The organism is Sphaerisporangium sp. TRM90804 (genome assembly GCF_029846175.1).
Classification (GTDB): domain Bacteria; phylum Actinomycetota; class Actinomycetes; order Streptosporangiales; family Streptosporangiaceae; genus Sphaerisporangium.
This window is the reverse complement of record NZ_JARWAC010000007.1, coordinates 264961-289855: the sequence shown is the minus strand read 5'-3', so window position 1 is coordinate 289855 and position 24895 is coordinate 264961. Positions and strand designations below refer to the sequence as shown.

General features: G+C 72.5%; 23 protein-coding genes, 1 tRNA gene and 1 other RNA gene. 14 read left to right on the top strand and 11 right to left on the bottom strand.

Annotated features, from left to right (window positions below; all coding sequences use genetic code 11):
- Nucleotides 1-46 precede the first annotated feature (46 nt).
- On the bottom strand, nt 47-418 hold the full coding sequence (locus PYR91_RS08720) for a YciI family protein (protein ID WP_279778784.1): 372 nt from the start codon (nt 416-418) through the stop codon (nt 47-49).
- Nucleotides 419-710: 292 nt separating this feature from the next.
- Nucleotides 711-796: transfer RNA gene (locus PYR91_RS08715), tRNA-Ser, on the bottom strand.
- A gap of 117 nt (nt 797-913) precedes the next feature.
- Here PYR91_RS08715 and ffs point away from each other — a divergent pair.
- From ffs to PYR91_RS08680, 7 genes are all read left to right on the top strand, one after another.
- An RNA gene (ffs, locus tag PYR91_RS08710) (signal recognition particle sRNA small type) lies at nt 914-1009 on the top strand.
- 94 nt (nt 1010-1103) lie between these two features.
- On the top strand, nt 1104-3320 hold the full coding sequence (locus PYR91_RS08705) for a DNA polymerase III subunit gamma and tau (protein WP_279778783.1): 2217 nt from the start codon (nt 1104-1106) through the stop codon (nt 3318-3320).
- A 150-nt stretch (nt 3321-3470) separates the two neighbouring features.
- Nucleotides 3471-3818: a YbaB/EbfC family nucleoid-associated protein gene (locus tag PYR91_RS08700; protein ID WP_279778782.1), complete on the top strand. Its 348-nt coding sequence runs from the start codon at nt 3471-3473 to the stop codon at nt 3816-3818.
- Between the two features lie 4 nt (nt 3819-3822).
- A complete protein-coding gene (gene recR / locus PYR91_RS08695; protein ID WP_279778781.1) occupies nt 3823-4422 on the top strand; it encodes a recombination mediator RecR in 600 nt (199 codons plus the stop codon).
- Nucleotides 4415-4948 carry a DUF5063 domain-containing protein gene (locus PYR91_RS08690; RefSeq protein ID WP_279778779.1) on the top strand — a complete coding sequence of 178 codons (534 nt, stop codon included), beginning with the start codon at nt 4415-4417 and terminating at the stop codon, nt 4946-4948. Before recR ends, PYR91_RS08690 begins: the two co-directional genes overlap by 8 nt.
- An 88-nt stretch (nt 4949-5036) precedes the next feature.
- Nucleotides 5037-6311: an aspartate kinase gene (locus PYR91_RS08685; RefSeq protein ID WP_279778778.1), complete on the top strand. Its 1275-nt coding sequence runs from the start codon at nt 5037-5039 to the stop codon at nt 6309-6311.
- Nucleotides 6308-7381, top strand: a complete 1074-nt coding sequence (locus PYR91_RS08680; protein WP_279778777.1) for an aspartate-semialdehyde dehydrogenase — start codon at nt 6308-6310, stop codon at nt 7379-7381. The genes PYR91_RS08685 and PYR91_RS08680 overlap by 4 nt, the downstream gene beginning before the upstream one ends.
- Nucleotides 7382-7462: 81 nt before the next feature.
- Here the strand turns inward: PYR91_RS08680 and PYR91_RS08675 are convergent, their stop codons facing one another.
- Complete coding sequence (locus PYR91_RS08675; RefSeq protein WP_279778776.1) at nt 7463-8569, bottom strand: hypothetical protein; 1107 nt, start codon at nt 8567-8569, stop codon at nt 7463-7465.
- Between the two features lie 697 nt (nt 8570-9266).
- On the opposite strand from PYR91_RS08675, the gene PYR91_RS08670 reads away from it, so the two are divergent.
- The 3 genes from PYR91_RS08670 (at nt 9267) to PYR91_RS08660 (ending at nt 11490) form a co-directional block, all read left to right on the top strand.
- The gene (locus PYR91_RS08670; protein ID WP_347942962.1) at nt 9267-9977 is read left to right on the top strand and encodes a TetR family transcriptional regulator; all 711 of its coding nucleotides are present in this window, start codon (nt 9267-9269) and stop codon (nt 9975-9977) included.
- Between the two features lie 91 nt (nt 9978-10068).
- On the top strand, nt 10069-11013 hold the full coding sequence (locus tag PYR91_RS08665) for an LLM class F420-dependent oxidoreductase (RefSeq protein WP_279779235.1): 945 nt from the start codon (nt 10069-10071) through the stop codon (nt 11011-11013).
- 138 nt (nt 11014-11151) lie between these two features.
- On the top strand, nt 11152-11490 hold the full coding sequence (locus PYR91_RS08660) for a YkvA family protein (RefSeq protein ID WP_279778774.1): 339 nt from the start codon (nt 11152-11154) through the stop codon (nt 11488-11490).
- A gap of 251 nt (nt 11491-11741) precedes the next feature.
- Here the strand turns inward: PYR91_RS08660 and PYR91_RS08655 are convergent, their stop codons facing one another.
- Nucleotides 11742-12938: an amidohydrolase family protein gene (locus PYR91_RS08655; RefSeq protein ID WP_279778773.1), complete on the bottom strand. Its 1197-nt coding sequence runs from the start codon at nt 12936-12938 to the stop codon at nt 11742-11744.
- A 134-nt stretch (nt 12939-13072) separates the two neighbouring features.
- Nucleotides 13073-14047, bottom strand: coding sequence for an SURF1 family protein (locus PYR91_RS08650; RefSeq protein ID WP_279778771.1), 975 nt, complete (start codon nt 14045-14047; stop codon nt 13073-13075).
- A 243-nt stretch (nt 14048-14290) separates the two neighbouring features.
- Between PYR91_RS08650 and PYR91_RS08645 the strand changes: the two genes are divergently transcribed.
- Nucleotides 14291-14941, top strand: coding sequence for a VC0807 family protein (locus PYR91_RS08645; RefSeq protein ID WP_279778769.1), 651 nt, complete (start codon nt 14291-14293; stop codon nt 14939-14941).
- Here the strand turns inward: PYR91_RS08645 and PYR91_RS08640 are convergent.
- Nucleotides 14938-15411 (bottom strand): helix-turn-helix domain-containing protein, encoded by a 474-nt coding sequence (locus PYR91_RS08640; protein WP_279778768.1) that lies wholly within the window; start codon nt 15409-15411, stop codon nt 14938-14940. The two genes, PYR91_RS08645 and PYR91_RS08640, sit on opposite strands and share 4 nt — an antisense overlap.
- Nucleotides 15412-15500: 89 nt before the next feature.
- On the opposite strand from PYR91_RS08640, the gene PYR91_RS08635 reads away from it, so the two are divergent.
- Entirely contained in the window at nt 15501-16109 is a 609-nt protein-coding gene (locus PYR91_RS08635) for a GNAT family N-acetyltransferase (RefSeq protein WP_279778767.1), read from the top strand.
- Nucleotides 16106-16696, top strand: coding sequence for a TetR/AcrR family transcriptional regulator (locus tag PYR91_RS08630; RefSeq protein ID WP_279778765.1), 591 nt, complete (start codon nt 16106-16108; stop codon nt 16694-16696). Before PYR91_RS08635 ends, PYR91_RS08630 begins: the two co-directional genes overlap by 4 nt.
- An 18-nt stretch (nt 16697-16714) precedes the next feature.
- Here the strand turns inward: PYR91_RS08630 and PYR91_RS08625 are convergent, their stop codons facing one another.
- Both PYR91_RS08625 and PYR91_RS08620 read right to left on the bottom strand, forming a co-directional pair.
- Nucleotides 16715-17017, bottom strand: a complete 303-nt coding sequence (locus tag PYR91_RS08625) for a hypothetical protein (protein WP_279778763.1) — start codon at nt 17015-17017, stop codon at nt 16715-16717.
- Between the two features lie 438 nt (nt 17018-17455).
- A complete protein-coding gene (locus tag PYR91_RS08620; protein ID WP_279778761.1) occupies nt 17456-20527 on the bottom strand; it encodes a BTAD domain-containing putative transcriptional regulator in 3072 nt (1023 codons plus the stop codon).
- Nucleotides 20528-20883: 356 nt separating this feature from the next.
- Here PYR91_RS08620 and PYR91_RS08615 point away from each other — a divergent pair, with 356 nt between their 5' ends.
- Complete coding sequence (locus tag PYR91_RS08615; protein ID WP_279778760.1) at nt 20884-21372, top strand: hypothetical protein; 489 nt, start codon at nt 20884-20886, stop codon at nt 21370-21372.
- Nucleotides 21373-21602: 230 nt separating this feature from the next.
- Here the strand turns inward: PYR91_RS08615 and PYR91_RS08610 are convergent, their stop codons facing one another.
- The 3 genes from PYR91_RS08610 to PYR91_RS08600 form a co-directional block, all read right to left on the bottom strand.
- Nucleotides 21603-21989, bottom strand: coding sequence for an SCO5389 family protein (locus PYR91_RS08610; protein WP_279778758.1), 387 nt, complete (start codon nt 21987-21989; stop codon nt 21603-21605).
- Between the two features lie 126 nt (nt 21990-22115).
- A complete protein-coding gene (locus PYR91_RS08605) occupies nt 22116-23069 on the bottom strand; it encodes an ATP-binding protein (protein ID WP_279779233.1) in 954 nt (317 codons plus the stop codon).
- Between the two features lie 187 nt (nt 23070-23256).
- On the bottom strand, nt 23257-24741 hold the full coding sequence (locus PYR91_RS08600; protein WP_279778757.1) for a serine/threonine-protein kinase: 1485 nt from the start codon (nt 24739-24741) through the stop codon (nt 23257-23259).
- Nucleotides 24742-24895 lie beyond the last annotated feature (154 nt).

Below are 24895 nucleotides of genomic sequence, written 5' to 3'. Positions count from 1 at the left end.
CCTCAACGTGGTGGGTGCTCCCCGATCAGACGTCGCCGGGATGTCGTCATCGCCTGCCGATCTGGCGGAGCAGCTCGTCCGTCTCGGGGTCGGGCAGGAGCTCCCGGACCTCCTGCGCGCAGCGGCAGGCGACGGCGGTCTTGGCGGCCCACTCCAGCGCCTCCTCGCGTGAGGCCACCTCGACGACACAGAACCCCCCGATGACCTCCTTGGTCTCCGGGTAGGGGCCGTCGGTGACCGTCCCGTCCGTGGCCACGATGCTCGCCCGCTGCCTCTCCAGCCCGCCGCCGAACACCCACACGCCGGCTTCGACGGCCTCCCGGACCACCGCGTGCGAAGCCTTGCCCACGTCGGCCCAGTCCTCGCCGGGGATGTGGTCCATCGCGCCGTCGTTGAACGAGATCAAGTACTGGGTCATGCCATGACTCCCTTGTTCCGGCGGCCTCCCGCGACCGCCTCTCGCCTGTTGTACGAACGACCGGCCCCGGATTCGACACCATGCCGGAAGATTTCCCACGCGAGTTCCGCCGCTCGGCCGCCGCGCGCAGACCCGGCTACGCAGAGCGACGGCAGGGCGGGGGCGAACCTGATCCGGCGGGGGCGGGTGCGACAGGTCGGGCACCGACTGAGACCCGTAGCGAGACCCCGGACAGCACGAGGGGCCCGGTTGTATCGACCGGGCCCCTCGTGACTTGTGCCTCAACCAGGCGCGGAGGATAGGAGATTCGAACTCCTGAGGGGTTGCCCCCAACACGCTTTCCAAGCGTGCGCCCTAGGCCAACTAGGCGAATCCTCCGCCGAGAAGCTTACCTGACTTCGGTGGGCGTGCGGACCACGCGAGTGACCACGAAACGGTCTCGGTGTCGGGTGCGGCATGCGGCCCCGAGTACTGCCGGGCGCGGCTAGACTGTCCCAGGACCCCTCGCATGGCGTCATCCTGTGAACCTCCCCAGGGCCGGAAGGCAGCAAGGATAAGCGGGCTCTGTCGGGTGTGCGAGGGGTCTCTTTCGCTGGGGTCCGGGGCGGGTCGTCACTCGAACGGGCGCATGGTCGCGCCGGCCCTTCGGCGTATCGCACTCCGGCCCCCTAGGCGAGGAGACGGCATGAGTCTCGCCCTCTACCGCAAGTACCGGCCTGAGACGTTCGCCGAGGTCAAGGGTCAGGATCACGTCACCGAGCCGCTGCGCCAGGCGCTCAGCAACGGGCGGGTCAACCACGCCTACCTGTTCAGCGGGCCGCGCGGGTGCGGCAAGACCTCCAGCGCGCGCATCCTGGCCCGTTCCCTGAACTGCGAGAAGGGCCCGACGCCCGATCCCTGCGGCGTCTGCGAGTCGTGTGTGGCGCTCGCGCCCACCGGGCCGGGGCACCTCGACGTCATCGAGATCGACGCCGCCTCGCACGGTGGTGTGGACGACGCCCGCGACCTGCGCGAGCGGGCCTTCTTCGCCCCGGTGTCGGCGCGCTTCAAGATCTACATCATCGACGAGGCGCACATGGTGACGCGGGAGGGGTTCAACGCGCTGCTCAAGCTCGTCGAGGAGCCCCCGCCGCACCTGAAGTTCGTCTTCGCGACCACCGAGCCCGAGAAGGTCATCGGGACGATCAAGTCCCGCACCCACCACTATCCCTTCCGGCTGATGCCGCCCGCCACGCTGCGCCAGCTCCTGGTGGACATCCTGGAGTCGGAGGCGGTGCCGTACGAGGCCACCGCGCTGCCGCTCGTCGTGCGGGCGGGGGCGGGGTCCGCCCGCGACTCGCTGTCGGTCCTCGACCAGTTGCTGTCGGGGGCCGGCGAGTCCGGCATCACCTACGCCCGCGCGGTGTCGCTGCTGGGGTACACCGACGGCGGCCTGCTCGACGAGATCATCACGGCGTTCGCGCGGCGCGACGGCGCGCAGGTCTTCCAGGCCGTGAACCGTGTGGTCGAGGGCGGGCACGATCCGCGCCGCTTCGCCATGGACGTGCTGGAGCGCTTCCGCGACCTGGTCGTGCTCGCCAACGTGCCCGACGCCGTGACGAGCGGCCTGCTCGACCGTCCCGCCGACGAGCTGGAGCGGCTCGCCGCGCAGGCCGCCTCGATGGGGCCCGCCGAGCTCACCAGGGCGGCGGAGGTGTTCAACGCCGGGCTGACCGAGATGCGCGGCGCCACCTCGCCCCGGCTGCTGCTGGAGCTGATGTGCGCCAGGGTGCTGCTCCCGGCGGCCGACCAGGGCGAGGCCGCGCTGGTCGCACGCCTGGAGCGCCTGGAGCGCGGCGGGGCCGCCGCCACGGCGGGCGCCGTGGTGCCGGGGCCGCCGCCGTCCGTCGCGCCCCAGCCCGCCGCCGTCTATCCCGCTCCCGCCGCCCCCGCCGCGGAGGCCGCCGCGCCGCGACCGGCGTCCGCGCCGTCCGTGCCGCCCGCGCCCGCCGCGCCGTCCGGGCCGCCGGCGCGGGACACGCAGCCGGGTGAGGCGTCCAAGGCCGCGCGACGTCCGGCGGACGACTGGCCGGCCCCCGCCCGGGCCGGTGGGGCGCAGGCGCCGCGCCAGGCGGAGAACGCTCCGGCGGCCGCGCAGGCCCCCGCGCAGGTGGGCGGCGCGTTCCAGCAGGCGTGGCCGCAGATCGTCGACATGCTCAGACAGCGCTCCCCCGCCGTCTGGGCGAACGTCAAGACCAACTCACAGCTCATCGGGGTCGAGGGCGACATCGTCACGCTCGGCTTCAGCCAGGTCGGCGCCATGCGCAACTTCGTCAACGGCGGCAAGGACAGCCTGGTCGCGGCCGTGATCGGCGAGGTCATGGGCGGCACCTGGCGCGTGGAGGCCGTGGTCGGCAACTCCGGCGGCCCCACCGCCCCGTCCGCCCAGCCCCAGGCGGGCCAGCCTCAGGCAGGCCGCAACGGCCCCGCCGCCAGGCCGGCGACCGCGCGTCCCGGCGCCCCGGCGCCCGACGCCCCGCCCCCGGCGCGGCGGCCGGCGGCCCCGGCGCAGGGCGCGCCGCAGGGCCGGCAGCAGGCCGCGCCCCGCGCGGCGCAGGAGGCGCCCCCGCCGGCGGACGAGCCCTGGCCGGAAGCCCCGCAGGACGACGAGGGCCCCGGCCCCGTCCGGGGCCTGAACGCGGCGCGTTCGGCGGCCCAGGCGGCGGCGCAGGCCGGTCCGCGCCAGGCGGGCTCCCCCGCCTGGCCCGACACCGTTCCCGGACGTCCCTCGCGGTCGGCGTCCGAGGCCGACGAGGTCGACCCCGTCAACGACGCCGACGCCGACTCCGATGCCCTGAGCGGCATGGCCCTGGTGGAGCGCGAACTCGGCGGCAAGATCATCGAGGAGATCGACCACTCGTAGCCGTCCGGCCGCGATGCGGAGCGATGCGAAGAAGCTCCCCCGAAATGACTTTTGTCATCGCCGGGAGGAACACCGATGGGCGCCAGTGCAACATGCATGGCAAACCCCGTAGGCTCGTGCCACACGCGAAGTCATGAGGAGCGCACGATCGTGAATCCAGGTGATGTCAATCTTCAGCAGTTGCTGGAGCAGGCGCAGCTCATGCAGCAGCAGCTCGCGACGGCACAGCAGGAGCTGACCGAGGCGCAGGTCGAGGGCACCGCCGGTGGCGGTCTCGTGGTCGCCACCGTCAACGGCAGCGGGGAGCTGCTGGAGCTCAAGATCAGCCCCAAGGCCGTCGACGCCGGCGACCCGCAGGACACGGCCGACACGATCGCCGACCTGGTGCTGGCGGCCGTGCGGGACGCCGTCCGTGCGGCGGCCGACCTCCAGCAGGAGAAGCTCGGCCCGCTGGCGCAGGGCCTCGGCGGAGGCGGATTCCAGCTTCCGGGGCTCTAGCCACATGTACGAGGGGGTCGTCCAGAACCTGATCGACGAGCTGGGGCTGCTGCCCGGCGTCGGTCCCAAGAGCGCGCAGCGCATCGCCTTCCACCTGCTCTCCGCGGACCCCGCCGACGTCAGGCGGCTCGCGCACACGCTGCTGGAGGTCAAGGAGAAGGTCCGGTTCTGCCGCGTCTGCGGGAACGTCGCGGCCGAGGAGGAATGCCGCATCTGCCGCGACACCCGGCGAGACCCCCAGGTCATCTGCGTGGTGGAGGAGTCCAAGGACGTCGTCGCCATCGAGAGGACCCGCGAGTTCCGCGGCCGCTACCACGTGCTGGGCGGGGCGATCAGCCCGATCGAGGGCATCGGCCCCGACGACCTGCGCATCCGGGAGCTGATGGTGCGGCTGGCGGACGGCCGGGTCACCGAGCTCATCCTCGCGACCGACCCCAACCTGGAGGGCGAGGCGACCGCCACGTACCTCGCCAGGCTCGTCAAAAGCATGGGGCTGAAAGTGACACGATTGGCCAGCGGTCTGCCGGTCGGCGGCGACCTCGAGTACGCCGACGAGGTCACTCTGGGCCGCGCTTTCGAAGGACGGAGGCTGCTGGATGTCTGACGGATGGGCCGCTCTCGCGGACCGCGTCGCCGTGCACGCGCAGAACTACCTCGACGGCCTGACCAGGCTCGCGGGCGGCGAGGGCGGTGACGCCATCCTGCTTCCCCTGCTGCTCGTCGAGGTCTCCCAGGTGAGCCTGGCGGGCGCGCAGCTCGGCGCGGCCGAGGACGTGATCCTGCAGGGCAACTTCGAGCCCGCGATCAGTCCCGACCCCGACCTCGACGGGGTGCGCACGGCCCTGGCCACGCGCCTCGGCGACGTCGACGACTACGCCGAGGTGTTCGACCCCTACAAGGACACCGGCGTGACGCCGTACCGGCTGTCGGACGACCTCACGGCCGTCGCGGCCGACCTGATCCACGGCCTCGGGCACTACCGCAACGGGCGCCCGCTGGAGGCGCTGTGGTGGTGGCAGTTCTCCTACTTCAACACCTGGGGCAACCACGCCGGCGCCGCGCTGCGGGCCCTGCAGGCGCTCGTCGCGCACGCACGCCTTGATGTGGTGGAAGAGACCACGATCGCCTGATTGTCCACATACTGGCCAACTCAGCAGGGTGTCACGAGGCCCCCAGTAGACTGTGAGCTCCGCAGACTGAACCTTGGGGAGACAGCCCGTGGCGCTCGTTGTCCAAAAATATGGCGGATCGTCGGTGGCCGACGCGTCTTGCATCAAGCGGGTCGCCCAGCGGATCGTCGCCACGAAGAAAGCCGGAAACGACGTCGTGGTCATCGTCTCGGCGATGGGCGACACCACCGACGAACTGCTCGACCTGGCCCAGCAGGTGACGCCGTTGCCGCCCGGTCGCGAGCTCGACATGCTGCTGACGGCCGGTGAGCGCATCTCGATGGCGCTGCTCGCGATGGCGATCGCCAACCTGGGCCACGAGGCGCGGTCGTTCACCGGCTCCCAGGCGGGCGTGATCACCGACTCCACCCACGGCAAGGCGCGCATCATCGACGTGACGCCCGGCCGCATCCAGGAGGCTCTGAAAGCGGGGCAGATCGGCATCGTCGCCGGCTTCCAGGGCGTCTCCCAGGACACCAAGGACGTGACGACGCTCGGCCGCGGCGGCTCCGACACCACCGCGGTGGCGCTCGCGGCCGCCCTGCGGGCCGACGTCTGCGAGATCTACACCGACGTCGACGGCATCTTCACCGCCGACCCGCGCATCGTGTCCACCGCCCGTCAGATCCCGCGCATCTCCTACGACGAGGCGATGGAGATGGCCGCCTGCGGCGCCAAGATCCTGCACCTGCGCTGCGTCGAGTACGCCCGGAGGTTCGGCCTGCCGATCCACGTCCGCAGCTCGTTCAGCAGCAGGGAAGGCACCTGGGTCGTCTCCGATCCCAACACCGAAGGAATTGAGATGGAGCAGCCGATCATCTCCGGCGTCGCGCACGACCGGAGCGAGGCCAAGATCACAGTGGTCGGCGTGCCCGACAAGGTCGGAGAGGCCGCGGCCATCTTCAGGACCCTGGCCGGCGCGGAGATCAACATAGACATGATCGTGCAGAACGTCTCGGCCGCCGCCACGGGGCGCACCGACATCTCCTTCACGCTGCCCTCGGCCGACGCCACCGTCGCGGTCACGGCCCTGAAGCGCATCCAGGACGAGATCGGGTTCGAGAAGCTGCTCTTCGACGACCAGATCGGCAAGGTGTCCCTGATCGGCGCGGGCATGCGCTCGCACCCCGGCGTCACGGCCACCTTCTTCGGCGCGCTGGCGGACGCCGGCGTGAACATCGAGATGATCTCGACGTCCGAGATCCGCATCTCGGTCATCGTCGGGCAGAACGAGGTGGACGCGGCGGTCAGCGCCGCGCACCACGCCTTCGACCTCGACAGCGACCAGGTCGAGGCCGTCGTCTACGGAGGAAGCGGCCGATGAGCGACCAGAACACCGCCAAGCCCACCCTGGCCGTCGTCGGCGCCACCGGCGCCGTGGGCACGGTGATGCTGGAGATCCTCTCCGGTCGTCCCGACGTCTGGGGCGAGATCCGCCTCATCGCCTCGGCGCGCTCGGCGGGCAAGCGGCTCGTGGTCCGCGGCCGCGAGGTCGAGGTCGTCGCGCTGTCACCGGAGGCCTTCGACGGGGTCGACGTCGCCATGTTCGACGTCCCCGACGAGGTGTCCGCCGAATGGGCCCCGATCGCCGCCTCGCGCGGCGCGGTCGCGGTCGACAACTCCGGCGCCTTCCGCATGGACCCCGACGTGCCGCTCGTGGTGCCCGAGTGCAACCCCGAGAAGGTGCGCGAGCGGCCCAGAGGCATCATCGCCAACCCCAACTGCACGACGCTGTCGATGATGGCCGCCCTCGGCGCCCTGCACCGGGCGTACGGCCTGCGCGAGCTGGTGGTCGCGTCCTACCAGGCCGTCTCCGGCATGGGCGTCGCGGGGCCCGAGCGGCTGTACGACGAGATCGAGGCGGTCGCGGGCAACCGCACGCTCGGCACCGTCGCGGGCGACGTCCGCAAGGCCGTTCCCGACCTGCTGGCCTCGCCGTTCCCCGCGCCGCTCGCCCTCAACGTGGTGCCGGCCGCGGGCTCGCTCAAGGAGGACGGCTGGTTCTCCGAGGAGCTCAAGGTGCGCAACGAGTCGCGCAAGATCCTCGGCATCCCCGACCTCAAGGTCTCGGCGACCTGCGTGCGGGTGCCCGTCGTCACCACGCACTCGCTGGCGGTGCACGCCACCTTCGACGGCCCGGTGACGGTGGCGGACGCCCGCGCGGTGCTGGAGGCGGCGCCCACGGTGGTCGTGCTGGACGACCCGGCGAACGGCGTGTTCCCGACCCCGGCCGACGTCGTCGGCACCGACCCCACCTATGTCGGCCGCATCCGCCAGGCGCTGGACTTCCCCAACACGCTCGACATGTTCGTGTGCGGCGACAACCTGCGCAAGGGCGCGGCCCTCAACACCGCCGAGATCGCCGAGCTGCTCGCCGCCGAGTTCACGGCGTAGCGGCCCGCCGGGCTCGCAGGCGGCCCCGGCACCGGGCGCGGCGGGCGGTGGCGTCATGCCCCCGCCCGCCGCGCCGCGGGCTCATCTGAAGGTGATGTCCCAGTGGCTGGGCTCGTTCGCGTAGACCGTCTCCCCGCCCTGGGGGCGGTTCTCGTAGAACAGCCGGGCGCCGTCCCCGCGCATCTGGCCGCGGTGCTTGCTCCTGATGAACCGGTCGATGCACCGGTTGTGCACGACGTCGATCTTGTAGCCGTTGCCGTGGCTGTGCGGGCCGGGGGCGTGGCCGATCTCGGTGCCGCCGGTGACCACGATGTCGCAACCGCTGCGGCGCTTGAGGTTCACCAGCCCCCACAGCGTGCCGAGCCGCACGGTGTCGAGCGACGTGCAGGTGGACCTGTGGCGGCTGGCGCACTTACCCGATGAGCGCCACCGCAGCCCGGCCTGCCGGAGCCGCTGGTGCGCCTGCGTGTGACTCACCCGGAAGTCGCGGAACCGGCGGTGCTGCCGCCACATCGCGGCGCTGGCCGGCTGGGCCACGCCGGGCGCCTTGACCGCGACGGCGGCGGGCGCCTTCGCCTTGCCGATCGCGGGCGCCGACCCCGCGAGCGCGACGCCGGCCGCCGTGGCCCTCTTGAAGGCCCGCGCCGCGCCGGCCCTCGCCCGCGCCGCGGTCTTCGGCGTCCGGGCCACGGCCGTCTCGGGCACGACGACGGCCTTGGCCGCAGCCTTCTCGGGTGCGGTGACCGCCTTCGGCGCGATGACCGCCTCGGGTGCCTGTGCCGGGGCCTTCTTCGGTGCGGTGACGGCCTTCGGCGCCTTGAGTACGGCCTTCTCCGGTGCGACGGCCGCCCTGGGTGCCGCCGCCTTCTTCGGTGCGACGGCCGCCTCGGGTGCCTGTGCCGCCGTCTTGTTCGGTGCGGTGGCCTTCTTCAACGCCTTGGGCACGGCCTTCTTCGGTGCGACGGCCGCCCTGGGTGCCCGCGCCACGGCCTTCTTCGGTGTGGTGGCGGTCTTCGGTGCCTCGGGCACGGCCTTCTTCGGTACGGCGACCGCCTCGGGCGCCTGAGCCGCAGCCTCGGGGGCGGCTGCCTGCGCCGCCGCCGTCTGCGGGGCCGCGGCGGCCTGGGCGGCCGCCACCACGGGTGCCGCCGCGATCTCGGGCGCCTGCGCGGCGGTGGCCCCACTCACCGGCGCCGCCGTGATCCTGGGCGCGTGCGCCACTCGCGGGGTCGCCCGCCGGAGGGCACGGGCCGCCTTCGCCGTGTCGGGCGTCCTGCGGGCATGCGTGGCGGTGAGGGACGGCCGCCGCGCCTTCCCGCTCAGGGACGCCGGAAGGGTGCCCCACCTCGCGCGGGCGGCCCGCGCGTGGGTCCGGCGCGTGGGAGCCGCCCCCTTGAGAAGCCGTCCCTTCCGCGACGCCCGCGGGGCCGTCCTTCGCGCCGGGACCACGTGCCCCGGGCGGGCCACCGCGCCCGTCGGGGCGCCCTCCCCGGGGCCGGCGGCGTGCCAGCTCCTCGCGGCCTGCCCCGACTCCAGGGCGGGGAGCGAGTACCTCAGCGCGTGCGCGCGTGCGCTGTGGACGCCGCCGAGCGTTCCGGCCTGGTGGTGGGCATGACGGGCGACGGCCCGCGACACGGCGGCCCCGGGCGACTGTGGGGTGGCCGCCGAGGCCGGTACCGCTGGGCCGAATGCCGTCACCGTGATCTGCATGGCGAGCAACGCGCCGGCACCAAGCCGCGCGGGCCCCCGAGTGCAGGGATGCGAAACCATATGGATCCTCTGTTTCGGGCGCCCCTCCGACAGAAGATCTATGCCACCCGTAGAAAGTGGTGACTCCACTACTCTGCGTGTTTTGGCAGGAAAATGGTGGTCATGCTGTGCGTCTGTGACCTTGCTTGGCTTCCGGTCGTACAGTTGCCCCGTGGTCGACGCGACGCCGAGAGGGCGTGGGGGAGAAAGGACCAGGGAGGTCATCGTCGAGACGGCCCTTCGCCTCTTTCGGGAGCGGGGGTACGAGGCGACGACCATGCGTGCCATCGCGGCGGAGGCCGACGTGTCCGTGGGCACTGCTTACTACTACTTTGCGTCGAAAGAGCAGCTCGTCCAGGCGTACTACGACCGTGCGCACGCGGAGCACGAGGTCGCCTGCCGGGCCGTCCTGGCGTCCGAGCGGCGGTTCGCCGGGCGGCTCGACGGGGTGCTGCGGGCCTGGGTGCGGGTGTCCGAGCCGTACCACGCGTTCGCGGTGAAGTTCTACAAACACGCCTCGGAGCCGGGCAATCCGCTCAGCCCTTTCAGCGGGGAGACGGCGCCCGCCCGCGAGGCGGCCATCGCGATCTACCGGCAGGTGGTCGAGGGCTCGGCCGACCGCATCGACCCCGACCTTCGCGCCGAGCTTCCCGAGCTGCTCTGGCTGTCCTCGATGGGCGTGGTGCTGTACTGGGTGCACGACACCTCGCCGGGGTGCGAGCGCACCTACCGGCTGATCGACGTGATGGTGCCGCTCATCGACCGCCTGGTGGGGCTCTCGCATCTCCCGGGGCTGCGAGGAGTGGCCAAGGACTTCATCACGGCGATGCGGGAGCTCAGGTCGTAGGCCCGCCGAGGCGGATCCGAGCACGATCTCGCGGACATACCGTCCGGTTGGTATGGTCGGCGGAAGGAGGTGGACGGTGAATCGCTGGGGTATGACGATCCCGCTGTACGACCGCTCGCTCGCGGAGTCCAGGGAGCTGGTCGCCGAGCTTTCCGATCTTGGATACACCGATGCCTGGTCGGCCGAGGTGAGCGGCAACGACGGGTTCGTCCCGCTCGCGCTCGCGGCCGAGTGGGCGCCCGAGCTGCGGCTCGGCACCGCGATCGTCCCGGTGTCGACGCGTGGGCCGGGCCTGCTGGCGATGTCGGCCGCGACGCTCGCCGACCTCGCGCCGGAGCGTTTCGTGCTCGGCATCGGCGCGTCGTCCCCGGCCATCGTGGAGCGCTGGAACGCCGGCGAGTTCACCAAGCCGTACGGCAGGACCCGCGACACCCTGCGGTTCCTCAAGCGCGCGATGACGGGCGAGAAGGTCACCGAGCGGTATGAGACGTTCGAGGTGAAGGGCTTCCGCCTCGACCGCGCCCCCAAGGTGCCGCCCAAGATCGTGCTGGCCGCGCTGCGTCCCCGCATGCTCCACCTGGCCGCCGAGGAGTCCGACGGGGCCATCACCAACTGGCTGTCCCCGCAGGACGTGCGGCAGGTCAGGGCCGAGATCGGGCCGGAGACCGAGCTGATCGCGCGCCTGTTCGTGTGCGTCAGCGAGGACGCCGAGAAGGTGCGGGAGCTGGGCAGGCGCATGCTGGCCGCCTACCTGACGGTGCCGGTGTACGCGGCGTTCCACGAGTGGCTGGGGCGCGGCGAGGTGCTGCGCCCGATGTGGGACGCGTGGGCGGCGGGCGACCGCCGGGCGGCGCTCAAGGCCATACCCGACGAGGTCGTGGACGAGCTGATCGTCCACGGTGACGCGGCCACCTGCCGGGCGCGTGTCCGGGAGTACGTCGCCAACGGGCTCACGACGCCCGTGCTGGCCCCGATCCCCGGCGGGGAGGTCCCGATACCGCAGGCCGTCCGCGACCTCGCCCCGGGCGCCCCCTAGGGCGGGAACCCCGTCCGATCCCAGGCGGGAACTCCGCCCGAAGGGCCGGGCGTTAACGGGAAGCACGGCGGGGTAGTGGCGAGAGTCGGACGTTCCCACCGTGCGCGCACCGCGTGCACAGACGGAGGGGTGGCCACCATGGTCAAGGCTGGACGTGCGATGGCGTCGTGGCGGGTCTACCGCGAGGTGACCCGTGAGGGGTCGCCGAGCCTGATGTCCCGCGTCAAGGCCGTGCCGAAGATGATCGCCGGCACCCTGCGCGGCGACTACCGCGAACTGGGCAAGGGCAAGCTCGCGCTCATGGGCATGGGTCTGCTCTACATCGTCTCGCCCATCGACGCGATCCCCGAGTTCCTCCCCCTGATAGGCGTGACCGACGACTTCGGCGTCCTGCTGTGGCTCACCGCCTCCGTCCTCGGCGAAAGCGGCCGCTACGTCGACTGGGAGCGCCGAAGGATCCAGGGCGAGATCCTCTGACGGCCGCCTCGGCCGTACAGACCCACCGGCGCGCCGCCGCACGGCGGCGCCGGGTTCGCCGGTCCTCGTCTCGCCGTGTCGGCGCCGGGGATGGGGCGGACACGGAGGCGGGTGGGGGTTCGGCGTGCGTCGGTGGGGGCGTGGGTGCGTCAGGGGGGCGTTGCCCTGGTCGCGCGGGCTCGCCGGCGGGTCGCCGCACGGCGGTGCCGGGTTCGCCGGGCCTTCCGCCGTACCGGCGTCGTCCAGGGGGGTTAGAGCTGCTCCATGAGGAGCCAGGCTCGGGAGGGGAGGGGGTGGCCGAAGAGGCGGGCGGCGTTGCCGTAGGCGACTCGGGCTATGTCGGCCGGGGGGAGGCTGCCGAGGTTGCGGGCCAGGGACTGCTGGACGTCGGGCCAGGTGGACTCCGAGCGGGGGTAGCCGGTCTCGAGCAGGACGTGTTCCAGGCCTATGGCCAGGCGGACGCCTGAGAGGGCGTAGTCGTCGAGGGTGCCGAAGAAGAAGTTGCGGCGCAGGACCTCGCTGGGCTTGAGGCCGCCCTCCCAGGTGGCCTCGCCCGCGACGGGGTGGTCGAGCGCGTAGTCGGCGCGGGCCGACAGCATGGGGAGCCAGCCGACGCCGCCCTCGACGATGAGGATGCGCAGCTTGGGGAAGCGCAGCGGCACGCCCGACCACAGCCAGTCGGCGCAGGCGAACATGGCGCTCGCCGGGATCATGGTGGTGATGGCCTCGATGGGGGTGTCCGGCGAGGGCACCGGGGCCCACGACGAGGCGCCGGTGTGCAGGCACACCACGGTGCCGGTCTCCTCGCAGGCGGCGAAGAAGGGATCCCAGTGGCCGGTGTGCAGGGACGGCAGCCGCAGGCGGGTGGGGAACTCCGGGAACGCCACGGCCTTGAAGCCGCGCGCCGCGTTGGCGCGGATCTCCTTGGCGGCGACCTCGGGATCGGGCAGCCAGGGCAGCTGCAGGGCGATGATGCGCTCGGGGTAGGTGCCGGCCCAGACGTCGACGTGCCAGTCGTTCCAGGCGCGCGTCAGGGCCAGCCCGAGGTCCTGGTCGCGGGTCTTGGCGAAGGCCATGCCCGACTGGACGGCGAGCATGCCGGGGAAGTTGAGCGCGGCCCAGATGCCGGCGGCGTCCATGTCCTGGATGCGGGCCTCGATGTCGTGGCAGCCGGGACGCATCTCGTCGAAGCGCACGGGGTCGAGGGTCCACTGCTCGCGCGGGAGACCGGCGCCGGCGTCGATGCCGGCGCAGGAGTAGGTGGTGCCGTTGTACCGCCACACCTGGTGCCCCGACTCGGTCTCGACGACCTTGGGGGCCGCATCGGCGTACTTCTCCTGCAGACGGCCTTCGAACAGGTCGGGGGGCTCGATCAGGTGGTCGTCGACGCTCATGATGACGTAGTCGCGCCGCCTTGGCTCGGGGTCAGGGGGCAGCGATGTGTTCACGAGGAAACCGTATGCCGCAGGAATAACACGAGACAAGCTGGGAGGTCTCCGGTTGGTATCCGTTCGCACCCGGAGCGGTGCTCGGCGTGGTTATCGGACTTACCGTAATCATGACGAATTACCCCGTCAGCCTGTCATGACCGCCGGGTGGGGACGTCCGTGCCCGAACGCGAGGCCGGGTCGGCCGCCGGGCGCGGGCCCGGATCGGGGGTGCCGCCGGAAGCCGGATTCCGCGCCGCACCAGGCGTGTCGTCCGTGCCCGCCCCGGGGCCGCCGTGCCCGGCGGGGCCGGTGTCCGTCTCCGTTCCGCGGCCGCTGAGCGCGGCGGCGTTCTCCGGGGGTCCCGCGGGCGCGTCGCGCTGCTCGCGGAGGTCGCGGGCCTCGCGGCGGATCAGCATGAACCACCCGCCGACGGCGATGCCGATGAACAGCCACCACTGGACGCCGTAGGCGAGGTTGAGGCCGCCGCCGCCCCCGACGTCGGGCTCGGTCACCGGCTCGGGGGCCGGGGTGACCTCCGGCCGCTGCTCGGTGAGCTCGACGTAGCCGCCGAACAGCTTGTACGGCACTCTCGCGGCGATCGAGGGGGTGTTGATCAGCAGCACCTGGCGGGCCGGGAGGCCTGCGCGGTCGGAGAGGCCGGTGCTCTCCTCTGTCTCGGCCGGGCGTAGCCGTCCGGTGACATTCACCTCACCCGAGGGAGCGGGAGGCACCGTGGGAGGGGTGTCGGCGGTCGCGCCCATCGCGACCCAGCCGCGGTTGACGAGCACCGCCGCGCCGTCGGCCGTCACGAGCGGGGTGAGCACGTTGTAGCCGGGGCGCCCGGTGTGGGGACGGCGGCGTACCAGCAGCTCATTGGCCTGGTCGTAGCGTCCGGCGACGGTGACCGAGCGGTACTTCACCGACTCGGGGACGGCGGCGCCCGGCCGGTCGAGCGTGGTGATCGGCACGGGCGCGGCGGCCAGGTTGGCGGTGGTGCGCTCGCTCGCGGCCGAGCGCTCCTCGAACCGCCCGAACTGCCACTGCCCCAGCAGGAGGAAGGCGGGGATGACCAGCAGGACCAGCGCGTGGAAGGCCAGCCAGCGGGGCGTGAGCAGGAACCGGTACACGTCATCAGCCTAGGCAGCCTGCTGGGCGGTCCGTGACCCGCCCACGCCCGCGTGCGGCGCTGACCGGCCACGTAGCCCTCCGGCGACGGCCGGACGCGGCCGCTTTCCCGGCACGGTGAAGGGCCGGCCACCGGTGGATCATGATCTCTCCGATTCGCTCGCGAACGCCGGGGGCATGCCGTACGGTCGGTGAGGTTGTCCGTCCACGGCACGTCGCTCAGGCACTCGGGAGCCTCCTCGAAGATGACAGCGTCCACTCTCGCGTTGCCGTCCGCACCCGAACTGCCCGCGGTGCCGAGGATCTCGGCCCTGGTCCGGCACGCCGTCCCCCGTGTGCTCGAAGGCATGATCATCCCGGTCGCGGTGTTCTACGCGGGGATGCTCGCCGGCGGGGTCACCGTCGGGCTGGTCGCCGCCGTCGCGTGGGTGTACGGCGGGGCGGCGCTCCGCATGGCCCGCGGCAAGCCGGTTCCCGGCACCGTCCTGCTCGCGATGCTGGCGATCACCGTGCGCGGGGCGCTGGCGCTGGTCACCGGCAACGTGGTGATCTACTTCCTGCAGCCGACCCTCGGCGTGTTCTGCGCCAGCCTGGCCTTCCTCGGCACCGCGGCCTCGCGCCGCCCGCTGATCCAGCGGGTGACGACCGACCTCGTGCCGCTGCCCGAGCATCTGGTCGGGCACCCCCTCATGCGCAGGCTCTTCGTCCACCTGTCGCTGCTGTGGGGCACCGTGCAGCTCGCCAACGGGTCGCTCAGCCTGTGGCTGCTGCTGAGCCGGTCGATCGAGACCTACCTGGTCGTGCGCACCGCCGCGGTGGCGGTGCTGATGACCGTCGCCGCGCTGGCGTCGGTGTTCGCGTTCAAGCGGGTGCTGCGGGCGGTGCAGCGGGCCTAGCTGGCCAGCCTGCGGGCGCCGGGCCCCGGCTCGGGGGTGACGGCGCGCGCCGAGGGCACGTCGTGGCCGTCGGCGCAGCGCAGGTGCACCCCGATGGGCGAGCCGCAGTCGCGGTGGCTGAGGATCACCGGCGGGCCGTCGGAGTCGGTGAGGTAGCGGTCGCCCCACTGCATCAGGCTCACCATGATCGGGTAGAGGTCGAGGCCCTTCTCGGTGAGGCGGTACTCGTCGCGCCGGCGGCTGCCGGGCTCGCGGTAGGGCACCTTGCGCAGCAGGCCCTCCTCGACCAGCTTGGCCAGCCGGGCGCTGAGCACCTGGCGGGGGGCTCCGGTGCCGGCCTGCATGTCGGCGAACCTGCGCACCCCGTTGAACGCCTCGCGCAGGACGAGAAAGGTCCACTTCTCGCCCAGGATCGCCAGCGTGCGTTCGATGGAGCAGTTCTCCACGCGGAAGTGGTTCGGCGCGGTCATGGAGGCATCGTAGGACGTCATATCCCTCACTTCCCAACGACAGCTAAGTCTAGTTGACAGACTCAGAGGTCGTACGCGACTCTGAGTCTGTGAATCGAACTCAGGTGGCGCCCGCTCCTCCGGCCCTGGTCGCGGTCCTGGCCGCCCGGCCGGACGACGAGGAGCGGGTGACGGCGTTCGTCGCCGGGCTGTCCCCGCGCAGCCGCACCCTGCGCTTCTTCACCGGCATGCCGCGCGTCGACCGGCGGACGGCGCGCGCCCTCGTCGCGGTCGACGACCGCCGCGACGTCCTGCTGGCCGTGGACGGCGACAGTCGCGTGGTCGGCCACGCGATGGGCTTCCTGCGGGACGACACGACCGAGATCGCGGTGGTCGTCGCCGACGGGTGGCAGGGGATGGGCGTCGGCTCCCGCCTGGTGCGGACGCTGCTCAGGCGGGCCGCCGAGCGGGGGGCGCGGAACGTCGGCATGGACGTCATGGGGGAGAACCGCAGGGCGCTCCAGATCATCAGGCACTGGTGGCCGGACGCCCGGACGCGGATCGAGTCGGGAACCGTGGAGGTCGTCGCCGCGATCGCGCCGGCCCGCGCGCCCGGCGTTCCCGAGCCCGCCGTCACCCGGCCGGAGCGCCCGCTAACATGGTGCCCGCCCCCGACGTTTGCAGAACAAGGTTCTGTTGAGTCACCATTGACTCTGTGAAGAGCGCGAAGAACGGGCGAGACGGCCGCACCCGCATCATCGACGGCGCGCTGCGCCGCTTCAGCCAGGACGGTGTCTCGGCCACGACCCTCGCCAGCCTCCGCGAGGAGAGCGGCGTCAGCGTCGGCAGCTTCTACCACCACTTCGCCAGCAAGGAACACGTCTTCGGGGTGCTGTACTCCGAGATCCAGAACCTCTACCAGGGGGTCTTCGTCGACGAGCTGTGCCGGCACGAGACCGCGCGCGGCGGCATCGAGGCGATCGTCGCCATGCACATGGCATGGTGCGGCGAGCACCCGGAGCGGGCGCGCATCCTGCTCAGCGAGCGGCCGCCGCGCCGCGAGGAGCCGGGCGGCTCGGAGGTCGCCGAGTCGCGCAGGGCGTTCTTCCGCCAGGTCTCCGACTGGTGGCGCCCGCACATGAAGGACGGCGTGCTGCGCCCGGTGCACCCGACGATGTGTTACGTGCTGTGGCTCGGCCCGGCGACCGAGATGTGCCGCCTGTGGTTCTCCGGCGCCCACCAGCCCACCGAGGAGGAGATCCGGGCCCTGTGCGAGGCCGCCTGGAACAGCCTGCGGCTTCCCTGAGCCCGCCCGCGGGGCCGGTCAGGCGGCCTGACGGAGGCGGGTGGGGACGCGCCAGACCTCCTTGTCCAGGGAGATGTCCAGCCGAAGGTCGCCGCGTTGGCGGCGCAGGCCGGGGACGTGGAAGCGGTCGTGGACGTCGAACCGGCCGCTGCGCGGGTAGCCGAAGCCCAGGGCGCCGGGCAGCACCCGCAGGTCGTCCCGGTTGCCGCACCGGGGGCAGGTCCACGCCACCAGATCCATGCCGCGGTTGTAGTCGTGGCAGGCGAGGAAGTACTCGTCCGGCCGGAACCTGGACTCACACGCGAAACAGGGGATCAGCATCGAGGATCCGCTCCTTGTAGAGCCGGTGCGGGCTTCTTACACCCCGTTGATACCCGCGCACCCTTGACCGGCACTTGCGAGCCGCTTGCCCGCCCGGCGTCCCGGCTGGTCGGAGCGCTTGGCCGGGGGTGTTCATCGGCTGTTGATCCGACGTTGAACCGCCCCGAGCACGCTGGTGTCGTGGGCACGGAGGTTGAGGGGTTCGAACTCCGTGCCACGCCCGGCCGGTCGTCGTCGTTTTCGTGAGGCGGCCGTGCCGCCGCGGGACGCCTCCTGAAGGTACCGGGCCCCCTGGCGTCGACGCGGCGGCGGACGGCCGGCCGGGCACCCACGACTCCCGGACGACGACCTCGACGGAACTTGGTGAGCCAACAGGTGATCAACCACGTGTGGATGACGCGGCTGGACGACGACCCCTTCAGCGGCACGGTGCGCGACCTAATCGCTGAGCTGGTCGAGCTTCAGAAGGGCGCGCAAATCGTCGGCCTCGGGGGAGCCGAGCCGGGTGAAGATCTCGAAGGCGCGCCTCAGGCAGTCGCCGCTGCGCCGGACGCTGCCGAGCCCCGCCAGCGCCCGGCCTAGCACCGTCAGCGACAGCGCCTCGCCGTATGGGTGGCCCATCTCCCTGCTGAGCGTGAGCGCCTGCTCGGCGTGCCGGGCGGCGTCCTTGTACCGCTCGGCGGCGATGAAGGTCTCCGCGAGACGGCAGCACACGCGCTGCTCCCACACCTTCTGGTCGCCGGCGCGGAAGAAGTCGAGGCACTCGGCGTGGTGCACGACCGCCTCGGTCAGCCGGCCGACCCGGGACAGGACGATGCCGAGGTGGTATCGGGCCCGGGCCATGCCCGCGCCGCTGCCCAGCTCGGTGAAGATGGCCAGGCCGCGTTCGGCGGCGGCGATGGCGTCCTCCGGGTGGCCGAGCGCCAGATGGTCACGGGCGGAGTAGCTGGCCACCAGCGCCTCCCCCGCCGCCGCGCCGATCTCCCGGTACGCCTTGAGCGCGGAGTCGAACAGCACCAGCGCGTCCTCGTGGCGGCGCTGCCGGCCTGCGACGACCGCGCGCCCGTTCTGCAGCTCCCCGGTGACGATCCGGTCGCCGGTGGCGGCCGCCAGCTCCAGGGCCGCCCGGAACTGCTCGTCGGCGGCGGCGAGCTGGTTGGCCCCGAACAGCACCCGGCCGTGCACGTACCGGCAGCGCAGCTCGCTCGCCCGGTCGCCGATGGCGCGCGCGGCGGCCAGCACGACGGCGGTCCGGCCGGCGAACTCCCTGACGTAGGCCCCGGACTCCAGCAGCGGCTCCATGGCCAGGAGCAGGTCGGCGGCGGGCAGCAGCGTCTGCGGCGTGGGGCCGGACTCGGCCGTCTGGCCGATCGCCCCGAACAGGGTCTCTGCCTCGGCCGTGAGCCAGGCGACGGCCTCCTCCGCGCCGACGAAGGCGCGCCCGTACGCGCCGGTCACGGCCAGGTGGTCGGCGATCACGCTGCCCTCGTAGGCGAGGCGGTGCGCGGCCTGCGCGGACGCCAGGTAGAAGCCGAGCAGCCGGCGCAGCGCGAGCGCGCACGCCGCGGGGTCCTCGCTCACCTCGGCCTGCCTGCGGGCGAAGAGCTTGAGCAGGTCGTGGTAGCGGTAGCGGCCGGGAGCCGGGGCCTCCAGCAGGCTGACGTCCACCAGGGACTCCAGCATGTCCTCGGTCTCGATGACGCTCATGGACAGCACGGCGGCGGCGGCCTGGAGGGAGATGTCGGGGCCGTTCGGCAGGGACAGCAGCCGGAACGCGCGGGCCTGGCCCGGCTCCAGGTGACCGTACCCCAGCGAGAAGGTGGCGTTCACCGCGAGGTGACCGACGCGCATCTCGTCCAGGCGGCGGTGCTCGTCGGCCAGCCGCGGCACCAGCGAGGCGACCGTCCAGGCGGGCCGTGCCGCCAGGCGGGCGGCGACGATGCGGACGGCCAGCGGCAGGAAGCCGCAGATGGCGACGACGTCCATGGCCGCGGCACGCTCGACGGCGACGCGCTCGGGGCCGGCGACGGCCGAGAACAGCCCGAGCGCCTCCTCCGGCTCCATGACCTCAAGGTCGAGCAGCCGGGCCGAGGGGAGGTCGGCGAGCTTCGCTCGGCTGGTGATGATCGCCGCGCACCCGGCCGTGCCCGGGAGCAGGTGCTCGACCTGCTCGGCGTGGCGGGCGTTGTCCAGCAGCACGAGCATGCGCCGTTCGGCGAGCTGCGAGCGGAACAGGGCGGCGCGTTCGGCCAGTCCGTCGGGGATGACGTCGACGGGCGTGCCGAGGGCGCGCAGGAACGCGGCCAGCACCGACTCCGGCGCGGGCGGCTCGTCGCCGTGCCCCCGCAGGTCGGCGTAGAGCTGGCCGTCGGGGAAGACCTCGTGCAGGGAGTGGGCGACGTGCACGGCGAGCGCCGTCTTGCCGACGCCGCCGATCCCGCAGACGGCGACGACCGGCATGCCGTCGCTGCCGGTGGCGCTGGTCAGCAGCGTGCGCATCCGGTTGACGACCTGCTTGCGCCCGGTGAAGTCGCTCACCGCGGCGGGCAGCTGCGCCGGGCGCGGCATCTCCGGTGGCGCCGGGTGCTCCTCCTCGGGCTTGCCGGCCTCGGCCTGCCCGCCCGCCGCCTCGTGTGTGTGGTCGCCGGGCCCCGGGCCGGCCGTGCCCGGGGCGGCGGGAGCGCGCCCCCCGTCGGCGCGCGCCGGGCCGGTGGCCTCCTCCCAGCCGAGGCGGGCGTCCGCGGCGAGCATGCGCTGGTGGAGGGAGGCCAGCTCGCGGCCGGGGTCGATGCCGAGCTCCTCGACCAGGGCGTGCCGGGTGTCGGTGAAGACCGCCAGCGCGTCGGCCTGGCGCCCGCAGCGGTAGTAGGCCAGCATGAGCTGCCCGCGCAGCCGCTCCCTCAGCGGGTGCTCGGCCGTCAGGGCGATCAGCTCGGGGATGACGGCGGCGTGCCTGCCCAGTTCGAGGTCGAGCTCCATCAGGGTCTCCACCACGCCGATCCGGCGCTCGACGAGCCTGCCGCGCTGGTTCTCGACGTACGGGCCGACGGCGCCCGCGAGCGGCTCGCCCGACCACAGGGCGAGCGCCCCGCGCACGGTCTCGGCGGCGCCGGCGAGGTCGCCGGCCCGGCGCTCGGCCTCGGCCGCGGTGACGCGGTGCTCGAAGAGGGCCAGGTCGAGGGCGTTGGGCTCCAGGCGCAGGGCGTAGCCGCGTCCGACCGAGGTGAGCAGCTCCGGGCGGGTGCGCGGCGACCGGTCGGGTTCCAGGACGGCGCGCAGCCGGGACACGTAGGTGCGCAGCGCCCCGAGCGCGCGCGGCGGCGCGTCCTCGCCCCAGACGGCGTCGATCATCTCCATGGGGGTGACCGCGCGGCCCTCGCGCAGCAGCAGCATGGCGAGGATGGAGCGCTGGAGGGGCGTGCCCAGCTCCAGTTCCCGGCCGTCCAGCCAGGCGCGCACCGGCCCGAGCACGGCGAAGCTCAGGCCAGCCTGTCCTCCCTGACCAGCCATTCTTCGAAATCTCCAGCCTTTGCGCGGTTTCTTGGGCAAATGATAGATCCCCCGTTGGTATATCCCTATGCGAACGCCTCCCGTTAAGCCGCGTGTTGATTGCTCTTCAATCTCACGTTGAGCATTCGAGGTCAGGCTGGGGGCAATCGGGCGCGGCCCCTCGCGGGGGCGGTCACGTGCGATATGCGGCTATCGACCCGGATTCGGCATTCCGGCCGGATCCGGCGGGCCGCCTCAAGTGCCTTGCAGGCGGACATAAGCCCGCTGTAAGCGGCCTGCAGGCGGAGGGCTCTATCACTAGAGCACAAGCCCCGGTGAGCAGAAGAACCGGGAACCCTCAGCTTCAGGAGAACCACATGCGCCGCTCGCTCCGCACCACGCTCGGCCTCGCCGCCGTCACCGCCGTCATCGCGGTGGGTGTGCCCGCCGCCGCCTCGGCCAGTGCCGTGACGACCCCCGCGACCGCTCCCACCACAGCCTCCGGGTTCGGCTGGGAGGACTCCTGGGGCTCCTACTACTCGAAGTACTACAACGGCTCGCGCGCCAAGGCCAAGGGCCACGTCTGGGAGGACAAGAAGGGCCGGATGCACGTCGACGGCAAGCTGTACGACAAGCACTCCCCGTGGTGGCTGTGCGGCTACACGCAGGTGAAGTTCGAGGACGAGGACGGCGAGGAGTCGACCTACTTCGCCAAGAAGTGCGGGTCCCACGGCGCCCGCTACTTCCACTTCTACGAGCACGACGTCGACAGCATCCAGGTCCGGGTGTGCTACTACAACGACAAGTTCGACAAGAAGAAGTCCTGCGGCCGCTGGAACTACATCTACGAGACCGAGGAGAGCTGACCGCTCGCACGCGCGGCCCACGGCACGACCACGGGGACGGGGACGTCGACGGGGACGGGGTGAGCACGGGGCGCCGAACGTTCCGGGGGGAACGGGGTGACCAGGGGCACCAGGTTTTCCGGCGGGGAACGGGGTGAGAGGCGGCCGGCGCGGGCGACCGCGCCGGCCGCCGCACGGCTCCCGTGGCGCGGGTGAGGCCGCGGGAGCCTGCGGTCGCCCGGGAGCGCGCCTCAGCAGTCGACGAGGTCGGGACGCTGGTTGAGGATCTGGGCGCGTGCGGTGGTGAACTCGGCGAGCGCCTTCTCGGCCGCGGGGTCGAAGACCGCGACGCGGTGGCAGTTCTGGAAGGCGAGACGCACGCCGAAGTGACGTTCGAGGGCGCCGCGCATGGCGTCGCTGGCCAGGCAGCGCAGCAACTGGCCGCGAGCCGCCTCGTCAGGTGGCGGGACCTCGTTGTCGGCGAACTCGGCACCGGTCTCCTGGCGTCGCTGGACCAGTTCGGTGACCAGCGCCCAAGCGTAGGGCAGGGAGTCGCGGACACAGGCGAGGAACGACTCGTCGTCGACGTCGCCGGCCCTGGCCTGGTCGAGTAGCTCGTTGGGAACGGTGAGCGACATGCTGTGTTCTCCTCTCGGAAGGACGAATCCGACGTTAGGCGTCACGTCGGCTGTACAGCAGGTGGCGCGAGGGGGACAGTCACGTGGGCGCCGACCACTTCGTCAAGATGGCGGTCAAGGTCGTCGTCAGGCCATGACGGCGGGACGGCGCCCGAAGACGAAGCCGGGGTCGATCTGGCCGATGAGGTCCTCCCCGGTGGCGCGGTTGGCCCACGCCCTGGCGTTGCGGGTGTGGAACTCGATCGTCTGGCGGCCGAACTTCTCCCAGTCCTTCTCCTGGGTGCGCACCCGGCCGAGGAGCACCGCGAGGGCCTCCTCGTTGGCCGGTTCGAGGTCGTCGAGGGTGAGGGCCCTGCCCTGCTCCATCGCGCGGACCGCCGGGGAGTGCTCGAAGCACACCAGCAGGTCGTCACCCACGTGCTCGCGCAGGAAGGCGACGTCGGCCTCCGAGTGCACCTTGTTGCCGACCACCGCGATGGGCACGTCGAAGTCGCGGGCGTGGTCGCGGTACTGGCGGTAGACGCCCACCCCCTGCCGGGTGGGCTCGGCGACCAGGAACGTCATGTCGAACCGGGTGAACAGGCCCGAGGCGAAGGAGTCGCCCCCGGCGGTCATGTCGACGACGACGAACTCGTCGGGGCCCTCGACCAGGTGGTTGAGGAAGAGCTCGACCGCGCCGACCTTGGAGTGGTAGCACGCGACGCCGAGGTCGTCCTCCTCGAAGGGCCCGGTGACCATCAGCCCGAAGCCCTGGACGCGGGTCGTGTGCCGCTCCGCGAAGAAGGCGTCGTCGATGCCGACCAGGCGCGAGCCCCGGCCGGGCGGGGTGGTCTTCACCATGGTGGCCGCGGAGGGCACCCGGGGGTTGTCCCCGCGCAGGTAGTCCTTGATCTCGGTGATGGCGGCGCCCAGCGGTGCGGGCAGGTCGGCGGGGCCGAGGCCCAGGGCCAGCCCCAGGTGCTGGTTGATGTCGGCGTCGACGGCCACGAGCGGGTGCCCTTGACGGGCCGCGTACCGGGCGAAGAGGGAGGACAGGGTGGTCTTGCCGCTTCCGCCCTTGCCCACGAAGGCAACTCTCATAAGCACGGATCCAACATGATTATGAAAACCATTGCAACTACCGAGCGTCGTCAGCCGGTCATGTCGCGGGGACGCCGCCCGTCAGACGCCGCACCGGAGGACTTTCCGCCCGCCCGGCGGTGCGGTGGGGCGCGCCGCCGGCCTCCGGGGACCGGGGCGCGTCGGCCTCCGGGGCCGGGGCGCGCTTTCAGCCTCCGGGGGCCGGGGGGCGGTAGTACTTCAGCACCGCCCGCATGGTCGGCCGCAGGCGCTCCCACTCCGACCGGACGGCCGCGAAGTCGATGACGCTGACCCGGTCGCCGCTGACGACCACGCGCCGCACCTCGTGGTAGTCCACGCCCGACACCGCCCAGGGGTGGTGGCCAGGGCCCGTCCAGGTGCTCTCCCACTCCGCCGTGTCACGCCCCGGAGCCTTCTCCAGGCGGATCCGCCGGTACTCGCGCACGGCGCCGGACAGCGACGTCTCGGTCTCGCGCAGCAGCGTCAGCGCGTCGCGCCCGCGCCGGTCGAACACCTGGAGCCCGAGGTAGGCGGTGCCCGTGCTGGCGGCCCACGTGAAGGAGCCCTGCCGTTTGGTGAGCCGCCAGCCCCGCGGCACCCGAGCCCGCCAGCCCTGCCCGGCGTCGTACCACCGCAGCGGCGGCAGCCCGGCCGTCGGCGAGGGGGCGGCGGTCGTGGGGGTGGTGGTGGGAGCCGTGGTCGGCGCGGCGAAGGGGGACGAGGCGCCGGGCTCGGCGCCGGCGGCGCCGGAGGGGCGCAGCACGGCCCAGCCGCCGACCGTCCCCGCGACCACCACGGCCGCCGCCACCCCCGCGAGGAGCTTGGTGCGGGCGGCGTCCCCCATGCGCACGGTGACGGGCGCGGGCGGGGTGACGACGGCGTCCAGGAGCCGCTTGGCCTCCTCGGCGCCCATGCGCTTGACGGGGTCGGCGACGAGCAGGCCGGCCAGCACCGGGCGCAGCTCGGCCGGGGCCTTGGCGACCTCGGTGTCCAGCGTGAGCAGCGAGGCGAGCGGCCCCCTGCCGCTGCCGAACGGCGGCCTGCCGACCACCGTGGCGTAGAGGGTCGCGCCGAGCGACCACAGGTCGGACGCCGGCGCGGCGGGTGATCCCTGGACGCGTTCGGGCGCGAGGAAGCCGGGCGAGCCGGTGGCGCCGCCGCGGTGCGCGTTCGGGTCGTTGAGCGTCGTCGCGATGCCGAAGTCGCTGAGCACGATGCGCCCGTCGTAGCCGATGAGGATGTTGGCCGGCTTGACGTCGCGGTGCACCACGCCCGCGGCGTGCGCGACCGACAGGGCGGTGAGCACGCCGCTGCCGATGACGGCGGCGCGTGCCACCGACAGCGGCCCCTCGCTGCCGATCACCCGGTCGAGCGAGCGCGAGGGGACGAGCTCCATGATGATCCAGGGCCGGCCGTCCTCGTCGGCGACGTCGAAGACCCGGACGATGCTGCGGTGGTTGAGCTTGGCGGCGGTGCGGGCCTCGCGGGAGGTCTGGTGGATCAGGTCGAGCTGGCGCCGGGAGTCGAGCCGGGGCGGCATGAGCACTTCCTTGACCGCGACCGGCCGGTCGAGGAGCGTGTCGTGCCCCTCCCAGACCATGCCCATGCCGCCCTGGCCCAGCGCCCGCACGAGCCGGTACCGCTTGACGACGAGCTGGCCTGGAGTCCCCATCGCAAAGCCCTCCGCAGGCGATAGCCCAACAAGTCAGCAAATCGGCAGTCTCCCACAGTCGCCTCGCCCGGCGGCTCGCATCGCCCTACCGGCATGCGATTGTGGCCGTTCCGCCCCATGGCCGGGAATGCTTCGCGCCGCGTGGCGCGGTGTC

Bases quoted from the DNA above. Each gene is read 5' to 3' on its own strand.
- PYR91_RS08720 (WP_279778784.1), bottom strand. From the start codon at position 418: ATGACCCAGTACTTGATCTCGTTCAACGACGGCGCGATGGACCACATC.
- PYR91_RS08705 (WP_279778783.1), top strand. From the start codon at position 1,104: ATGAGTCTCGCCCTCTACCGCAAGTACCGGCCTGAGACGTTCGCCGAG.
- recR (WP_279778781.1), top strand. From the start codon at position 3,823: ATGTACGAGGGGGTCGTCCAGAACCTGATCGACGAGCTGGGGCTGCTG.
- PYR91_RS08690 (WP_279778779.1), top strand. From the start codon at position 4,415: ATGTCTGACGGATGGGCCGCTCTCGCGGACCGCGTCGCCGTGCACGCG.
- PYR91_RS08680 (WP_279778777.1), top strand. From the start codon at position 6,308: ATGAGCGACCAGAACACCGCCAAGCCCACCCTGGCCGTCGTCGGCGCC.
- PYR91_RS08665 (WP_279779235.1), top strand. From the start codon at position 10,069: ATGACGATCCCGCTGTACGACCGCTCGCTCGCGGAGTCCAGGGAGCTG.
- PYR91_RS08660 (WP_279778774.1), top strand. From the start codon at position 11,152: ATGGTCAAGGCTGGACGTGCGATGGCGTCGTGGCGGGTCTACCGCGAG.
- PYR91_RS08645 (WP_279778769.1), top strand. From the start codon at position 14,291: ATGACAGCGTCCACTCTCGCGTTGCCGTCCGCACCCGAACTGCCCGCG.
- PYR91_RS08640 (WP_279778768.1), bottom strand. From the start codon at position 15,411: ATGACCGCGCCGAACCACTTCCGCGTGGAGAACTGCTCCATCGAACGC.
- PYR91_RS08625 (WP_279778763.1), bottom strand. From the start codon at position 17,017: ATGCTGATCCCCTGTTTCGCGTGTGAGTCCAGGTTCCGGCCGGACGAG.
- PYR91_RS08620 (WP_279778761.1), bottom strand. From the start codon at position 20,527: ATGGCTGGTCAGGGAGGACAGGCTGGCCTGAGCTTCGCCGTGCTCGGG.
- PYR91_RS08615 (WP_279778760.1), top strand. From the start codon at position 20,884: ATGCGCCGCTCGCTCCGCACCACGCTCGGCCTCGCCGCCGTCACCGCC.
- PYR91_RS08610 (WP_279778758.1), bottom strand. From the start codon at position 21,989: ATGTCGCTCACCGTTCCCAACGAGCTACTCGACCAGGCCAGGGCCGGC.
- PYR91_RS08605 (WP_279779233.1), bottom strand. From the start codon at position 23,069: ATGAGAGTTGCCTTCGTGGGCAAGGGCGGAAGCGGCAAGACCACCCTG.
- PYR91_RS08600 (WP_279778757.1), bottom strand. From the start codon at position 24,741: ATGGGGACTCCAGGCCAGCTCGTCGTCAAGCGGTACCGGCTCGTGCGG.